The sequence below is a fragment of the Pseudomonas sp. UME65 genome, from assembly GCF_014170225.1.
GTDB lineage: Bacteria > Pseudomonadota > Gammaproteobacteria > Pseudomonadales > Pseudomonadaceae > Aquipseudomonas > Aquipseudomonas protegens.
In genome coordinates, this window is sequence record NZ_LZZQ01000004.1 from 508,433 (window position 1) to 522,867 (window position 14,435).

The following is a 14,435-nucleotide window of genomic DNA, read 5'->3' on the forward strand; positions in this document are numbered from 1 at the left end:
CTATAAAAAGAACCTACCCTTCCGGCCGCGAGACTGATCGACCATGCCCGACTCTACCCACCTGCGTCACTGGCTGCGCCTGCAGCGTGAAGGCCAGTTGCCGGACTCGCCCTGGCTCGGCCACGACCCGCAACCCAGCCTGCTGCTGGACGCCCAGGCGCAGCCGCTGGACCTCAACCCGGCACTGCGCCAGTGGCTGGACGATGCTGCCACTGGCGATCTCGCGGCCCTGCTGCCGGTCAACCACCCGGCCCTGGTGCGGGCCTGCCTGGAGCAGCAGCGCGCCATCGAGCAGGTGGAAGCCCAGTGGGGCGAGCGCATCCTGCTCTGGAGCTTTATCCCCGATCCGCATCGCCAGCGGGTACTGGCGCGCTGCCAGGAAGCCACGGCCCAGGTCCGGGCCGAGCGCGAGTCGGCCAAGGCCCGGCGCCTGTACCGCCTGATCACCGAAAACACCACTGACCTGATTTCCCGGCACACCCCGGACGGCAGCTTCCTCGACGCCTCACCGGCCTCCTGGACCCTGCTCGGCTACTGGCCCGAGCAACTGCGCGGGCGTCTGGCCCGCAGCCTGTTCCACAGCCAGGACCTGGCCGGGCTGATGCAGCGCACCCGCGATGCCCTGGAGCAGGACGGCTACCACACCATGACCTACCGCATCCGCCATCGCGACGGCCACTACCTGTGGTTCGAAACCGCCTGCCGCGGCATTCGCGACACCTACACCGGCACCGTGGTGGAAGTGGTGGCGGTGTCCCGGGACATCACCGCCCGGGTCCAGGCCGAAGAGAACAAGCGGCGCCTGGCGGAAGTGGTAGAGGCCAACCCCGACCCGGTGCTGTTCATCCAGCCCGGGGGCGCGGTGACTTACCTCAACCCGGCCGCCCGGCGCACCCTGGGGCTCGGCGACGGGCAGGCAATGCCGCCACTGGCGGCCATTCTCAGCGCTGCGGTACTCGACAGCCTGCAACGCGAAGGCTGGGACCGCGCTGAACACAGCGGCCGCTGGAACATCGAGGCGCGCCTGCAACCGCCGGCCGGCGGCGCCTCGGTGCCGGTCTCGCTGATGCTCCTGGCCCACCGCGCGGCCAGTGGCGAGCGTTTCTATTCCCTGGTGGCCCACGACCAGAGCGAGCGCGAACTGCGCGAAGCCCAGCAGCGCCATCACCAGGACGAACTGGCCCACACCGCGCGCCTGGTGACCCTGGGCGAACTGGCCTCGGGTATCGCCCACGAGATCAACCAGCCGCTGGCCGCAGTGGTCAACTACGCCAATGCCAGCCAGCGCTACTTGCAGGCCCTGGGCACCCAGCCAGAGGCCGCCCGCAAGGTGGCCCAGGGCCTGGAACGGATTGCCGAGCAGGCGACCCACGCCGCCGAAGTGATCAAGCGCCTGCGGGCCTTTTTGCGCAAGGGCGGGCGCCGGGTGCAGGCCCTGGACATCGCCGAAGTGGCCCGGGAAACCGTGCGCCTGTGTGCCTGGGAAGCCCAGGCCAGCCAGGTGACGATCGACTTGCAGCTGGCGGATAATCTGCCGCCGGTGTACGCCGACCGGGTGCTGCTGGAGCAGGTGCTGCTGAACCTGCTGCGCAACGCCATCGAGGCCAACCGCGAAGTGCATGGGCAGCAGGGCTCGCACATTGTGCTGGCCGCCGAGGCGACGGCCGAAGGCGGGGTGCAGATCAGCGTCAGCGACCAGGGCCCCGGTGTCTGCGCCGAGCAACTGCCGCAGCTGTTCACCCCGTTCTACACCAGCAAGGCCAATGGCCTGGGGCTCGGGCTGTCCATGAGCCGCAGCATCGTCGAGGGCTTTGGCGGCGACTTGCAGGCCCAGCCCCAGGCCGTCGGCCTGCGCATGTGCTGCCGGCTGCCGGCCAGTGCCCCGGCCGACCCCTCGGCAACGTCCCAGGCAACTTCCCCCGCAACGACAGGAGCAAGGCAATGACGAGTGTGGCGCAGCAACTGGTGTATGTGGTCGACGACGACCCGGGCATGCTCGACTCCACCGTCTGGCTCCTGGAGTCGGTGGGGCTCAAGGCGCTGCCCTTCACCAGTGGCCGCGAGTTTCTCGAACACTGCGACCCGAGCCTGAACGCCTGCGTGCTGCTGGATGTGCGCATGCCCGGCATGGGCGGGCTGAACGTCCAGGAAGAGCTGCGCCAGCGCGATATCCGCCTGCCGCTGATCTTTGTCAGCGGCCACGCCGACGTGCCCATCGTGGTCCGCGCGTTCAAGGCCGGGGCGGTGGATTTCATTGAAAAGCCCTACAACGAACAGCTGTTGCTGGACAGCGTGCAGCAGGCCCTGAGCCGCGCCGACCGCCATCAGAACCAGAGTGCCGGGCAGGCCCGGGTGCAACGGTTGCTGGAAAGCCTGACGCCACGGGAGAAAGACGTGTTGCTGCCGCTGGTGCAGGGCTACACCAACCGGGAAATTGCCGAGCAACTGGGGGTCAGCATCAAGACCATCGACCTGTATCGCTCACGGGTGATGAAACGCATGCAGGCCGAACACCTGCCGGAACTGGTGGGCATGGCCATTGCCGCCGGGCTGGTAGACCCGCTGCACCTGCGCTGAGGCTCAGGCCACCGCGCTGCGCACGGGCATGCCGCCCAGCAGGCGCTCGATGGCGCCGCTCAGCAGGTTTTCCAACAGGGCTTCGCGTTCCCGCTCGGCCAGGGGTTGCTCGCTGAACCAACTGGGGGCGCTGTTGAGCAGGTTGGCCAAAGCATGGGCCGCGGCGCGCTGCGCCTGTGGGCCAAGGCCGGTCGGGGTGCCCAGCAACTGCACCAGCTGTTGTTCGTAGCGTTCGCGCAATTGCCCGACCCGCAGTTGCTGGTCGGGATTGAGGCAGCCGCTGTCGCGCTCCACCAGGCGGAAATGCCGCGGCAATTCCCGATGCAGCTTCAGGTGGGCGCGGATCAGCGCCGGCAGGCAGTCGCCCTGCAACTTGCGCCGTTGCAGGCGCTTGAGGGTGCTGTGCAGCTCATCGAAGAACTCCTCGATCAGGTCCAGCAACAGGTGCTGCTTGCTCGGGTAATGGTGGTACAGCGAGCCCGGGGTCAGCCCCAGATGGCTCGCCAGCTCACGCATGCCGACCTGGCCGAAGCCCTTGCTGGCGAACAGCTCCAGGGCCTTGTCGCGGCTTTCGGCAAAGCGTGAGCAGCGCTCAGCCATAGTGATGGAAACCCCGACCGGTCTTGCGCCCCAGGTAGCCGGCGGCAACCATTTCCTTGAGCAGCGGCGCGGGGCGGTACTTGCTGTCGTTGAAGCCGTCGTAGAAGGCTTCAAGGATCGCCAGCAGGGTGTCCAGGCCGATCAGGTCGGCCAGGGCCAGCGGGCCGATCGGCTGGTTGCAGCCCAGGCGCATGCCGGCGTCGATGTCCTCGGCGCTGGCCAGGCCTTCCTGGAACACCAGGATCGCCTCGTTGATCATCGGCACCAGGATGCGGTTGACCACAAAACCCGGGCGGTTGCCGGCGGTGATCGCGGTCTTGCCCAGGCGCTGGGCCATGTCCATGGCCAGGGCGTGGGTCGCGTCGCTGGTCTGCAGGCTGCGGATCACCTCGATCAGGCCCATCACCGGCACCGGGTTGAAGAAGTGCAGGCCGATGAACCGCTCGGGCGCGCTGACGCTGGCGGCCAGTTGGGTGATCGACAGCGACGAGGTGTTGGAGGCGATCACGCACTCGGCGCTGACCTGGGCGGCGATCTGCTGCAGCACCTTGAGCTTGAGGTCGAGGTTCTCGGTGGCGGCTTCGATCACCAGTTGCGCATCCTTGAGCACGCCGTAGTCGGTGCTGATGCGGATCCGGCCCAGGGCGGCGAGCTTGTCGTCTTCGCCGAGGGTGCCCTTGCTCACCTGGCGGTCGAGGTTCTTGCCGATGGTGGCCAGGGCCTTTTCCAGGGCGCCCTGGGCGATGTCCAGCAGGGTCACGTCAAAGCCCGCCTGGGCGCAGACCTGGGCGATGCCGTTGCCCATGGTGCCGGCGCCGATCACCCCGATATTCGCAAGATTCATCTTCAGCTCTTCCTTTGTTCATTGCCTTCGCGGAGCATGGCGCGGTTGCCTTGCACAGCGCATTATCCAGCGCGAGTCTAGAGCCCGGCGCGGTGGCCGGCCTATGCCGAAAGCGGTCAAGCGTGCTGGCGTTTTTTGCCATAGGTCCAGCTACGGGAGCACAGCCTCTACATGCGTGAATCGGATTCGGTCGCGGTCTACTTTGTCCGGGTGATGACCCACGCCCTGCGCCAGCAGCCGGCGCGGCTGGCGGCCGTGCTGCGCGAGGCCGGCATCGACCCGGCGTTGCTCGACCAGCCCCGGGCGCGGGTGCCCGGCAGTGCCTTTGCCGCCCTGTGGCTGATCCAGATCCGCGAGTTGCAGGACGAATTCTTCCAGCTCGACTCCCGGGGCATGCCGCCGGGGGCCTTTGCCCTGATCTGTCGCGGACTGATCCAGGAGCCCAACCTGGAAAAGGCCCTGCGCCAGTGCCTGAACAACTTCGGCCTGTTCCTGCGGGACGTCCGCGCCAGCCTCAGCCTGCGGGGCAAGCGTGCGGTGATCAGCCTCGACAGCCGCTGCGCCGACCCGCTGCGCAGCCACTACGCCGAGGAAACCCTGCTGGTGCTGATCATCAGCCTGCTGTGCTGGCTCGGCGGGCGACGGATTCCCATCGACCGTGCCGACTTTCGCCACTCGCGCCTGAGCCTCAGCGACGATGCGCTGCTGTGGGGCAGCAACCTGAGCTGGAACGCCGGGCGCACCGAGATCGAATTCGCCAGCCGCTTCCTGCGCCTGCCGGTGGTCCAGGACCTGGCCTCACTCAAGGTGTTCCTGCGCAGCGCCCCGCAATGGCTGGTGATCCGCTTTCGCAACCAGCACGGGCTGACCACCCAGGTGCACCAGCGCCTGCGGGGCAGCCACTACAGCCAGTGGCCGACCCTGGAAGCCTTCGCCCGCGAAGTGCAGATGAGCGCCAGCACCCTGCGCCGACGCCTGGAGCGCGAAGGCGGCTCCTATCAAGAGATCAAGGACGAAGTACGCCGCGGCGTCGCCGTCGAGCTGCTACGCCGCTCGGCGGCCAGCATCAGCGAGATTGCCGAACTCACTGGCTTCCAGGAGCCCAGCGCCTTCCACCGCGCGTTCAAGAAATGGACCGGCGAAAGTCCCGGGCGCTACCGCGCGCGTTTCCAGCCAGCCCCCGCCTGATTCCACGACATCCCGGCTCCTACGGATTTCGCCACATCACACAGCCCCCCCCGTAGGAGCTGGCTTGCCAGCGAAGGCGCCCGCAAGATCACCGCCCCATCCGAGGACTTGTTCGCCGGCAAGCCGGCTCCTACGGATTTCGTCCCATCACGCAGTCCCTTGTAGGAGCTGGCTTGCCAGCGAAGGCGCCCGCAAGATCACCGCCCCATCCAAGGGCCTGTTCGCCGGCAAGCCGGCGCCTACGGATTTCGTCCCGTCACGCAGTCCCTTGTAGGAGCTGGCTTGCCAGCGAAGGCGCCCGCAAGATCACCGCCCCATCCGAGGGCCTGTTCGCCGGCAAGCCGGCTCCTACGGATTTCATCCCATCACGCAGTCCGTTGTAGGAGCTGGCTTGCCAGCGAAGGCGCCCGCAAGATCACCGCCTGATCCGAGGGCCTGTTCGCCGGGAAGCCGGCTCCTACGGATTTCGTCCCATCACGCAGTCCGTTGTAGGAGCTGGCTTGCCAGCGAAGGCGCCCGCAAGATCACCGCCCGATCCAAGGGCCTGTTCGCCGGCAAGCCGGCTCCTACGGATTTCGTCCCATCACGCAGTCCCTTGTAGGAGCTGGCTTGCCAGCGAAGGCGCCCGCAAGATCACCGCCCCATCCGAGGGCCTGTTCGCCGGCAAGCCGGCGCCTACGGTCGGTGTGGATTAGGCCGGGCTGCGGCCGGGCATCTGGATGCCGTGCTGCTGCACGCGGCGGTACAGGGTGGCGCGGGAAATGCCCAGGGCCTTGGCTGCCGCCACGGGTTTCCAGCGGTGGCGCACCAGGGCATCCAGCAGGGCCTGGCGCTCGGGGCTGGTGGCGGTTTCCAGGGCGGGCAGGGCGCTTTCGGCCTCGGCGCCGCGCAGTTGTTCGGGCAAGTCATGCAGTTGGATCAGCGGTCCTTCGCACACCGCGCAGGCGTAGCGCAGCACATGGCGCAATTGCCGCACGTTGCCCGGCCAGCGGTAGCCCAGCAGGCATTCCAGCGCCGCATTGCCCAGTTGCACCGGCGCACCGCAGCGCTTGGATTCCTCTTCGACAATCCGGGTGATCAGCGCCAGCCGGTCGCTGCGCTCGCGCAGCGGTGGCAACTGAAAGCGCGCGCCCCCCAGGCGGAAATACAGGTCCTCGCGAAAGCTGCCCTCGGCCACCAGCGCTTCCAGGTCTCGGTGGGTGGCGCAGATCACCTGGATATCCACCGCCTTGCGTTGCGCGGCCCCCAGGGGCGCCACTTCACCCTCGGCCAGCACCCGCAGCAGGCGGGTCTGCAAGGCCAGGGGCATGTCGCCGATCTCATCGAGGAACAGGGTGCCGCCATCGGCCTGTTGCAGCAGGCCCTGCATGCCCTTGTTCGAAGCGCCGGTAAAGGCTCCGGCGACGTAGCCGAACAGTTCGCTTTCGATCAGGTTCTCGGGAATCGCCGCGCAGTTCACCGCGACAAAGGGCCGGTCCCGACGCTGGCTGGCCTGGTGCAGCTGGCGGGCGAAGACTTCTTTGCCGGAGCCGGTCTCGCCCTGGATCAGCACCGGCAGGTGGCGGTCCTTGACCCGCACCGCCAGGCGCAGGCTCTGTTCCACCCGCGGGTCCAGCGGTTCGCCGGCCAGGCTCAGGCGCGGGCGCTGTGCCGGGCGCCTTGGCGCTTGCAGGCGGCCGTGGAGGTTATCGGAAAGGGGGCACAGGGCTTCGTCGCGGGCGCGCTGCAACAGCTGCGGGTCGAACACCTGGGCGATGTGCTGGGGCAAGCAGCCATAGCGGCGCAGCAGGTAATGGCGCGCCGCCGGGTTGAGCGCGCGCAGGCAACCGTCGTCGTCCCAGGCCAGCAGGTAATCCGGCTGGCTGTCGACATAGCCCGGGCTGGCATGGGCCCGTAGCACCCAGTAGCCCTGGGCGCTGTTCATGAAGAACGCCTGTTCGATCTCCCGCGCGCTCTGCACCACCATCTGCCGGATCAGGTGCTGGGAACGGCGGTCATCCGGGGAGCGCACCGCCGACACATCCAGCACCCCCAGCAGCTCGCCCTGGGGATCGAACACCGGGGCGGCGGAGCAGGTCAGGCCGATGAAGGCGGCGCGAAAGTGGTCGCGCTTGTGCACGGTGATCGGCGCGCGCGCGGTAAGCACCGCTGCCACGCCGCAGGTGCCTTCTTCACCCTCCGACCAGCAGGTGCCCAGGTACAGCCCGGCCTTGCGGCAGTCGTTGCGCAGGGTGGATTCCACCCGGTAGTCGATGGTCTGGCCCTGGGCGTCGGTGAGCAGCACGCAGTAGTCGGCGTCGCGCACCCGGCCATGCAGGCGGGCCACTTCTTCGCTGGCGATGCGCAGGAACAGCTCGGAACGCTCGCGGCATTCCTTGAGCACGTTTTCGGACAGGATGCGCGGCCCCTGCAGCGAGCCGGGGTCCAGTTGGTGCTGCTCCATGGAGCGGCGCCAGGAATCGAGGATCAGGCTCGGCACCGGCGCCTGGGGCAGGTGATCGGCGTTTTTCAGGACCCGGCTGACGCAGTCCACATGGGCTTTTGAATGTGCGGAAAGCATGAAGGCCTCCGGTTGCAGCTTCTTATCGTTGTGGGCGCATTAAGCGCCGATCCGCGGCTCCCGACAAGCACCGGGCGGCGCCGTGGGGGCGCTGAGACGCAACGTCTCAGGGTCTCGCCAAGGCCCCGTGCAGCCTGACATGCAACGTCTCAGGCGCAGGGCTTCCCGACACCTGCAGGCGAGTGCAACAGCCGCTCTGCCACGGGCCTTTGCAGCGGTTTTTCCATAACTGGCACCGGCCTTGCTCTGGCTCTTGGCAACCAGTTCTCGGCAACCCGCGTCGACTGGCCCATCGAAGAATAAGAACGAGGTGCCCGATGTTTTCTCCTGCCTGTGCTCCGCCCGCGGTGAGCCCATGAACCGCCGCCCCCTCACCGTCGGCATCATCGCCAACCCGGCTTCGGGCCGTGATGTGCGCCGCCTCACCGCCAACGCCGGCCTGTTCTCCAGCACCGACAAGGTCTCGGTGATCCAGCGCCTGCTGGCGGCCTTTGGCGCCACCGGCATCACCCAGGTGCTGATGCCCACTGACATGACCGGCATCGCCGCCGCGGTGCAGAAAAACAGCCGTAGCCGCCAGGCCCGGGAGCAGCACTGGCCAGCCCTGGAGTTTCTCGACCTGACCCTGCGCCAGAGCGTCGAGGACACCCGCCAAGCCGCACGCTGGATGGCCGAGCGCGGGGTGTCGCTGATCGCCGTGCTCGGTGGCGATGGCACCCACAAGGCGGTGGCTGCCGAGGTCGGCGACATTCCGCTGCTGACCCTGTCCACCGGCACCAACAACGCCTTTCCGGAACTGCGCGAAGCCACCAGCGCGGGGCTGGCCGGTGGGCTCTACGCCAGCGGCCGGGTGCCCGCCGAGATCGCCCTGCGGCGCAACAAGCGGCTGCTGGTGCGCGAGCCGTCCCGGGGCCTGTGTGAGGTGGCCCTGGTGGACGTGGCGGTGTCGCCCCTGGCCTTTGTCGGCGCCCGGGCCATCAGCCGCGCCAGTGATCTGGCCGAGGTGTTCGTGACCTTCGCCGAACCCCAGTCCATTGGCATTTCCGCGCTCTGCGGGCTGTGGTTGCCGGTGACTCGCCAGGAAGCCCACGGCGCCTGGATGCGCCTGGACCCGCAGTCCCCAGAAGCGCTGCTGGTGCCCCTGGCCCCGGGCTTGTTGCAAGGCTGCGGGGTGCTGGAGGCCGGTTACCTGCCAGCCGATGTGCCCCAAGCCCTGTGCCTGAGCGCCGGCACCCTGGCCCTGGACGGCGAGCGCGAGATCGAATTCAACCCCCACGACCGGCCCACGGTCACCCTGGATGCCGGCGGCCCGCTGAGCATCGACGTCAACGCGGTCCTGGAACACGCGGCGCGCCAGCGCCTGCTGGCCATCGACCGCCATCACCGGCAACACCCCGTGAACCTTCAGTCCGAAGACACCCTGGAGAATAAAAATGTCGACACCCCTGACCACTGATCAGTTGCTCCACGCCTACCGGGTGATGCGCACCATCCGCGCATTCGAAGAACGCCTGCACGTGGAATTCGCCACCGGCGAGATCCCCGGTTTTGTCCACCTCTATGCCGGTGAGGAAGCCTCGGCCGCCGGGGTCATGGCCCACCTGCGGGACGATGACTGCATCGCCTCCAACCACCGGGGCCACGGCCATTGCATCGCCAAGGGCGTGGACGTCTTCGGGATGATGGCGGAGATCTACGGCAAGAAGACCGGGGTCTGCCAGGGCAAGGGCGGCTCCATGCACATCGCCGATTTCGAGAAGGGCATGCTCGGCGCCAACGGCATCGTCGGCGCCGGGGCGCCGCTGGTGGTGGGCGCGGCCCTGGCCGCCCGGCTGCAAGGCACCGACGGCGTGTCGGTGGTGTTCTTCGGCGACGGCGGCTCCAACGAAGGCGCGGTGTTCGAGGCCATGAACATGGCCTCGGTGTGGAACCTGCCGTGCCTGTTCATCGCCGAGAACAACGGCTACGCCGAGGCCACGGCCTCCAACTGGTCGGTGGCCTGCGACCACATCGCCGACCGCGCCGCCGGCTTCGGCATGCCCGGGGTGACGGTGGACGGCTTTGATTTCTTCGCCGTGCACGAAGCTGCCGGCGCCGCCGTGGAGCGGGCCCGGGCCGGGGAGGGGCCGTCGCTGATCGAGGTCAAGCTGACCCGCTACTACGGCCACTTCGAGGGCGACGCCCAGACCTACCGCGCGCCGGATGAGGTCAAGCATTACCGCGAGCACAACGACTGCCTGATGCAGTTCCGCGAGCGCACCACCCGTTCGGGCCTGGTGCAGGCCAGCCAGCTGGACCAGATCGATGCCGACGTGGAAGCGCTGATCGAAGACGCGGTGCGCAAGGCCAAGTCCGACCCCAAACCGAGCCCCGCCGACCTGCTCAGCGACGTCTACGTCGCTTATCCATAACGCCCCACAGAACAACAAGAGACCACCATCATGGCGAGAAAAATCAGTTACCAGCAGGCCATCAACGAAGCCCTGGCCCAGGAAATGCGGCGCGACCCCAGCGTGTTCATCATGGGTGAAGACGTGGCGGGCGGCGCCGGCGCCCCCGGCGACAACGACGCCTGGGGCGGCGTGCTCGGGGTGACCAAGGGCCTCTACCATCAATTCCCCGGGCGGGTGCTGGACACCCCGCTGTCGGAGATCGGCTACGTCGGCGCTGCGGTCGGCGCCGCCACCCGTGGCGTGCGCCCGGTGTGCGAGCTGATGTTCGTCGACTTCGCCGGCTGCTGCCTGGACCAGATCCTCAATCAGGCGGCGAAGTTTCGCTACATGTTCGGCGGCAAGGCCCAGACCCCGCTGGTGATCCGCACCATGGTCGGCGCCGGCCTGCGCGCCGCGGCCCAGCACTCGCAAATGCTCACCTCGCTGTGGACCCACATCCCCGGGCTGAAAGTGGTCTGCCCCTCGTCGCCCTACGACGCCAAGGGCCTGCTGATCCAGGCCATCCGCGACAACGACCCGGTGATCTTCTGCGAGCACAAGCTGCTCTACAGCCTGCAGGGCGAAGTGCCGGAGGAGTCCTACGCGATTCCCTTCGGCGAGGCCAACTTCCTGCGCGACGGCAAGGACATGACCCTGGTGTCCTACGGGCGCACGGTGAATACCGCCCTGGACGCGGCCCGCAGCTTGGCCGGGCGCGGTATCGACTGCGAGGTGATCGACCTGCGCACCACCAGCCCGCTGGATGAAGACAGCATCCTGGAAAGCGTGGAGAAGACCGGGCGCCTGGTGGTGATCGACGAAGCCAACCCGCGCTGCTCCATGGCCACCGACATCTCGGCCCTGGTGGCGCAGAAAGCCTTCGCCTCCCTCAAGGCGCCGATCGAAATGGTCACCGCGCCCCACACCCCAGTGCCGTTCTCCGACGCCCTGGAAGACCTGTACATCCCCGACGCGGCGAAGATCGAGAAAGCCGTGCTCACCGTGATCGAGTGGAGCCGCTGATGAGCCAGATCCATACCCTGACCATGCCCAAGTGGGGCCTGTCGATGACCGAGGGCCGGGTCGATGCCTGGCTCAAGGAAGAAGGCCAGAGCATCAGCAAGGGCGATGAAGTGCTGGACGTGGAGACCGACAAGATCTCCAGCAGCGTCGAGGCGCCGTTCTCCGGCATCCTGCGTCGGCAGATCGCCCGCCAGGACGAGACCCTGGCGGTGGGCGCGCTGCTGGGCATCGTGGTCGAAGGCGAGGCCAGTGACGCCGAGATCGACGCGGTGATCGAGCAGTTCCAGGCCAGCTTCGTGCCCGGCGACAGCGCCGATGAAGACAGCGGCCCGGCCCCGCAGAAGGTCGAACTGGGCGGCCGCCTGATCCGCTATTTCGAGCGCGGTGAAGGCGGTACGCCGCTGCTGCTGGTGCACGGCTTTGGCGGCGACCTCAACAACTGGCTGTTCAACCACGAAGCCCTGGCCGCCGGGCGCCGGGTGATCGCCCTCGACCTGCCGGGCCACGGCGAATCGACCAAGGCCCTGCAACGGGGCGACCTGGATGAATTGAGCGAAGTGCTGCTGGCGCTGCTGGATCACCTGGAGATTCCCGTGGCCCATCTGGTGGGCCACTCCATGGGCGGCGCGGTGTCCCTCAACACCGCGCGGCTGGCGCCGGACCGCGTGCGTTCCCTGACCCTGATCGGCAGCGCCGGGCTGGGCCGCGAGATCAACGGCGACTACCTGCAAGGTTTTGTCGAGGCCAGCAACCGCAATGCGCTCAAGCCGCAGCTGGTGCAGTTGTTCTCCAACGCCGAGCTGGTGAACCGGCAGATGCTCGACGACATGCTCAAGTACAAGCGCCTGGAAGGGGTGCAAGCGGCCCTCGGGCAGTTGGCCGGCAACCTGTTTGCCGACGGCCGCCAGCAGGCCGACCTGCGCCCGGTGGTGCAGGACGGCCCGCAGCCGGTGCTGGTGATCTGGGGCAGCGACGACCGGATCATTCCGGTGAGCCACAGCGCCGATCTCAAGGCGCAGATCGAGGTGCTGCCGGGGCAGGGGCACATGCTGCAGATGGAAGCGGCGGAGCAGGTCAACCGCCTGATCCTCGACTTTATCCAGCAGCACTGAGGTGTTCTGCGGCGGCCAGGGGGCCGTCGCAGCTCTACAAGAATAAGGAGAAGCCAAGATGAGTGTTTCCCTCAAGCCTGTTCCCAGCATGCGTGCCGCGGTCTGGCACGGCCGCCACGATATCCGCGTCGAAGACGTACCGCTGCCCGACGCGCCGCCTGCCGGCTGGGTGCAGATCCGCGTCGATTGGTGCGGCATCTGCGGCTCCGACCTGCACGAATACGTGGCCGGGCCGGTGTTCATTCCGGTGGACGCACCGCACCCGCTGACCGGGATCAAGGGCCAGTGCATCCTCGGCCACGAGTTCTGCGGCGAAATCGTCGCCCTGGGCGAAGGGGTCCAGGGTTTCAGCGTTGGCCAGCCGGTGGCCGCCGACGCCTGCCAGCACTGCGGCACCTGCTACTACTGCACCCACGGCCTGTACAACATCTGCGAAAACCTGGCCTTTACCGGGCTGATGAACAACGGCGCCTTCGCCGAATTGGTCAACGTGCCGGCCAACCTGCTGTACGCCTTGCCGGCCAACTTTCCCGCCGAGGCCGGAGCGCTGATCGAGCCGCTGGCGGTGGGCATGCACGCGGTGAAAAAAGCCGGCAGTTTGTTGGGGCAGAACGTGGTGGTGGTCGGCGCCGGCACCATCGGCCTGTGCACCATCATGTGCGCCAAGGCCGCCGGCGCGGCCCAGGTGATCGCCCTGGAAATGTCCGGCGCGCGCAAGGCCAAGGCCCTGGAGGTGGGCGCGACCCACGTGCTCGACCCCAAGGAGTGCGACGCCCTGGCCGAGGTCAAGCGCCTGACCGGCGGGCTGGGGGCCGATGTCAGCTTTGAGTGCATAGGCAACAAGCACACCGCCAAGCTGGCCATCGACCTGATCCGCAAGGCCGGCAAGTGCGTGCTGGTGGGGATATTCGAAGAGCCCAGCGAGTTCAACTTCTTCGAGCTGGTGGCCACCGAGAAAACGGTGCTGGGGGCCCTGGCCTACAACGGTGAGTTCGCCGATGTGATCGCCTTTATCGCCGATGGCCGGCTGGATATTTCGCCCCTGGTGACCGGGCGCATCCAGCTGGAAGAGATTGTCGGCCAGGGCTTCGAGGAACTGGTCAACAACAAGGAGCACAACGTCAAGATCATCGTGTCCCCCGGTCAGTTGCGACGCTCGTAAACGAGCGATTTGGCGATGGCCGGCCGCGGCCATCGCACTTTTTTACAGTTTTGCGTTCTATCACCTGGCCTGGCCGCGCCGATCCCCGCCGCAGCCCGTGAATTCCGACCCGGTGCCGATGGCCTACGCTCCCTCTTCTTGCATGATGCAAACCCGCTTTCAGCGCCTGTTCCTGGTGGCGCTGCTGATGCTTGGCGCCACGGCCTGTACCCAACAGCAAGGGCGCGATTTTGCCAAACAGTTTCGTGAAGGCAAGCCTGACGAATTCTTCCAGACCAGCGTCGATCGCATGGCCACCATCGGCATGCGCGACAACCTGCAGAGCCTGTACCTGCTGATGGGCAAGCTCTACCTGCGCAACCCCAGCCAGTGGCGCAAGTCGGGTTTCCCCGATGGCACCACGGCCCAGCGCGAGATCCGCAATGCCATCGAAAAGCGCCAGCCGCTGCCGGCCCTGGGGGATCGTCGCGACCTGATGGCCCTGAGCTATTCCCTGAGCCCTGAGTTCCAGGGCGATCGGGTGGGGGCCTTCATCTATGCCATTGGCAGCATGCTGGTGACCGCCCATGGCGGGCGCACCGAGTTCTACATGACCGATACCATCGACCCGCAATTCATCAGCAACGCCGCGCGCAATATCGAGAAGGCCACCTGGCTGCTGAGCCAGCGCCAGGATGCCAATGGGGTGCTGTTGCTGTTCTCCAACGAGATTTCCGAGGAGGGCAGCAACCTGAGTTTTGCCGTGGAGTTCGGCAAGATCGTCGCGCGCCTGGATTTGCTCACGCAGATTCTCGATGAGCGCTACCGGCGGGTGGGGTTCAATTACGCGCAGAGCCTGCTGCTGATGAATTTCTTGCCGGTGCAGTAGGAGCTGGCTTGCCAGCGAAGGCGCCCGTCCAGACGCTGCATGTCTCGCGGGCCTTTTCGCCGGCAAGCC

General features: G+C 67.2%; 11 protein-coding genes and 1 pseudogene. 9 read left to right on the forward strand and 3 right to left on the reverse strand.

Annotated features, from left to right (window positions below; all coding sequences use genetic code 11):
• Nucleotides 1-43: 43 nt before the first annotated feature.
• Together A9971_RS03390 and A9971_RS03395 are read left to right on the forward strand one after the other, a co-directional pair.
• Nucleotides 44-1,945 (forward strand): PAS domain S-box protein, encoded by a 1,902-nt coding sequence (locus A9971_RS03390; protein WP_123430357.1) that lies wholly within the window; start codon nucleotides 44-46, stop codon nucleotides 1,943-1,945.
• Complete coding sequence (locus tag A9971_RS03395) at nucleotides 1,942-2,577, forward strand: response regulator transcription factor (protein ID WP_015634952.1); 636 nt, start codon at nucleotides 1,942-1,944, stop codon at nucleotides 2,575-2,577. Before A9971_RS03390 ends, A9971_RS03395 begins: the two co-directional genes overlap by 4 nt.
• A gap of 3 nt (nucleotides 2,578-2,580) precedes the next feature.
• Here A9971_RS03395 and A9971_RS03400 read toward each other — a convergent pair whose 3' ends face one another.
• Nucleotides 2,581-3,177 carry a TetR/AcrR family transcriptional regulator gene (locus A9971_RS03400; protein WP_161467367.1) on the reverse strand — a complete coding sequence of 199 codons (597 nt, stop codon included), beginning with the start codon at nucleotides 3,175-3,177 and terminating at the stop codon, nucleotides 2,581-2,583.
• A complete protein-coding gene (locus A9971_RS03405) occupies nucleotides 3,170-4,021 on the reverse strand; it encodes a 3-hydroxybutyryl-CoA dehydrogenase (RefSeq protein ID WP_183000916.1) in 852 nt (283 codons plus the stop codon). Before A9971_RS03405 ends, A9971_RS03400 begins: the two co-directional genes overlap by 8 nt.
• A 171-nt stretch (nucleotides 4,022-4,192) precedes the next feature.
• Between A9971_RS03405 and A9971_RS03410 the strand changes: the two genes are divergently transcribed.
• Complete coding sequence (locus tag A9971_RS03410; RefSeq protein ID WP_183000917.1) at nucleotides 4,193-5,209, forward strand: AraC family transcriptional regulator; 1,017 nt, start codon at nucleotides 4,193-4,195, stop codon at nucleotides 5,207-5,209.
• A gap of 691 nt (nucleotides 5,210-5,900) precedes the next feature.
• Here the strand turns inward: A9971_RS03410 and A9971_RS03415 are convergent.
• Nucleotides 5,901-7,769 (reverse strand): sigma-54-dependent Fis family transcriptional regulator, encoded by a 1,869-nt coding sequence (locus tag A9971_RS03415; RefSeq protein ID WP_183000918.1) that lies wholly within the window; start codon nucleotides 7,767-7,769, stop codon nucleotides 5,901-5,903.
• 355 nt (nucleotides 7,770-8,124) lie between these two features.
• On the opposite strand from A9971_RS03415, the pseudogene A9971_RS03420 reads away from it, so the two are divergent.
• The 6 genes and pseudogenes from A9971_RS03420 to A9971_RS03445 all read left to right on the forward strand — a co-directional run bounded on the left by A9971_RS03420 (nucleotide 8,125) and on the right by A9971_RS03445 (nucleotide 14,366).
• Nucleotides 8,125-9,200, forward strand: a pseudogene (locus A9971_RS03420) (ATP-NAD kinase family protein).
• A 2-nt stretch (nucleotides 9,201-9,202) separates the two neighbouring features.
• A complete protein-coding gene (locus A9971_RS03425; protein WP_065363509.1) occupies nucleotides 9,203-10,180 on the forward strand; it encodes a thiamine pyrophosphate-dependent dehydrogenase E1 component subunit alpha in 978 nt (325 codons plus the stop codon).
• A 30-nt stretch (nucleotides 10,181-10,210) separates the two neighbouring features.
• Entirely contained in the window at nucleotides 10,211-11,224 is a 1,014-nt protein-coding gene (locus A9971_RS03430; RefSeq protein WP_183000919.1) for an alpha-ketoacid dehydrogenase subunit beta, read from the forward strand.
• The gene (locus tag A9971_RS03435) at nucleotides 11,224-12,336 is read left to right on the forward strand and encodes an acetoin dehydrogenase dihydrolipoyllysine-residue acetyltransferase subunit (protein WP_077933760.1); all 1,113 of its coding nucleotides are present in this window, start codon (nucleotides 11,224-11,226) and stop codon (nucleotides 12,334-12,336) included. Before A9971_RS03430 ends, A9971_RS03435 begins: the two co-directional genes overlap by 1 nt.
• An 88-nt stretch (nucleotides 12,337-12,424) precedes the next feature.
• Nucleotides 12,425-13,498 carry a 2,3-butanediol dehydrogenase gene (locus tag A9971_RS03440; protein WP_011060473.1) on the forward strand — a complete coding sequence of 358 codons (1,074 nt, stop codon included), beginning with the start codon at nucleotides 12,425-12,427 and terminating at the stop codon, nucleotides 13,496-13,498.
• Nucleotides 13,499-13,640: 142 nt separating this feature from the next.
• The gene (locus A9971_RS03445; protein ID WP_183000920.1) at nucleotides 13,641-14,366 is read left to right on the forward strand and encodes a hypothetical protein; all 726 of its coding nucleotides are present in this window, start codon (nucleotides 13,641-13,643) and stop codon (nucleotides 14,364-14,366) included.
• Nucleotides 14,367-14,435: the final 69 nt, after the last annotated feature.

Coding starts and splice junctions, on each gene's coding strand:
- A9971_RS03390 (WP_123430357.1), top strand. CDS start 44: ATGCCCGACTCTACCCACCTGCGTCACTGGCTGCGCCTGCAGCGTGAA.
- A9971_RS03395 (WP_015634952.1), top strand. CDS start 1,942: ATGACGAGTGTGGCGCAGCAACTGGTGTATGTGGTCGACGACGACCCG.
- A9971_RS03400 (WP_161467367.1), bottom strand. CDS start 3,177: ATGGCTGAGCGCTGCTCACGCTTTGCCGAAAGCCGCGACAAGGCCCTG.
- A9971_RS03405 (WP_183000916.1), bottom strand. CDS start 4,021: ATGAATCTTGCGAATATCGGGGTGATCGGCGCCGGCACCATGGGCAAC.
- A9971_RS03410 (WP_183000917.1), top strand. CDS start 4,193: ATGCGTGAATCGGATTCGGTCGCGGTCTACTTTGTCCGGGTGATGACC.
- A9971_RS03415 (WP_183000918.1), bottom strand. CDS start 7,769: ATGCTTTCCGCACATTCAAAAGCCCATGTGGACTGCGTCAGCCGGGTC.
- A9971_RS03425 (WP_065363509.1), top strand. CDS start 9,203: ATGTCGACACCCCTGACCACTGATCAGTTGCTCCACGCCTACCGGGTG.
- A9971_RS03430 (WP_183000919.1), top strand. CDS start 10,211: ATGGCGAGAAAAATCAGTTACCAGCAGGCCATCAACGAAGCCCTGGCC.
- A9971_RS03435 (WP_077933760.1), top strand. CDS start 11,224: ATGAGCCAGATCCATACCCTGACCATGCCCAAGTGGGGCCTGTCGATG.
- A9971_RS03440 (WP_011060473.1), top strand. CDS start 12,425: ATGCGTGCCGCGGTCTGGCACGGCCGCCACGATATCCGCGTCGAAGAC.
- A9971_RS03445 (WP_183000920.1), top strand. CDS start 13,641: ATGATGCAAACCCGCTTTCAGCGCCTGTTCCTGGTGGCGCTGCTGATG.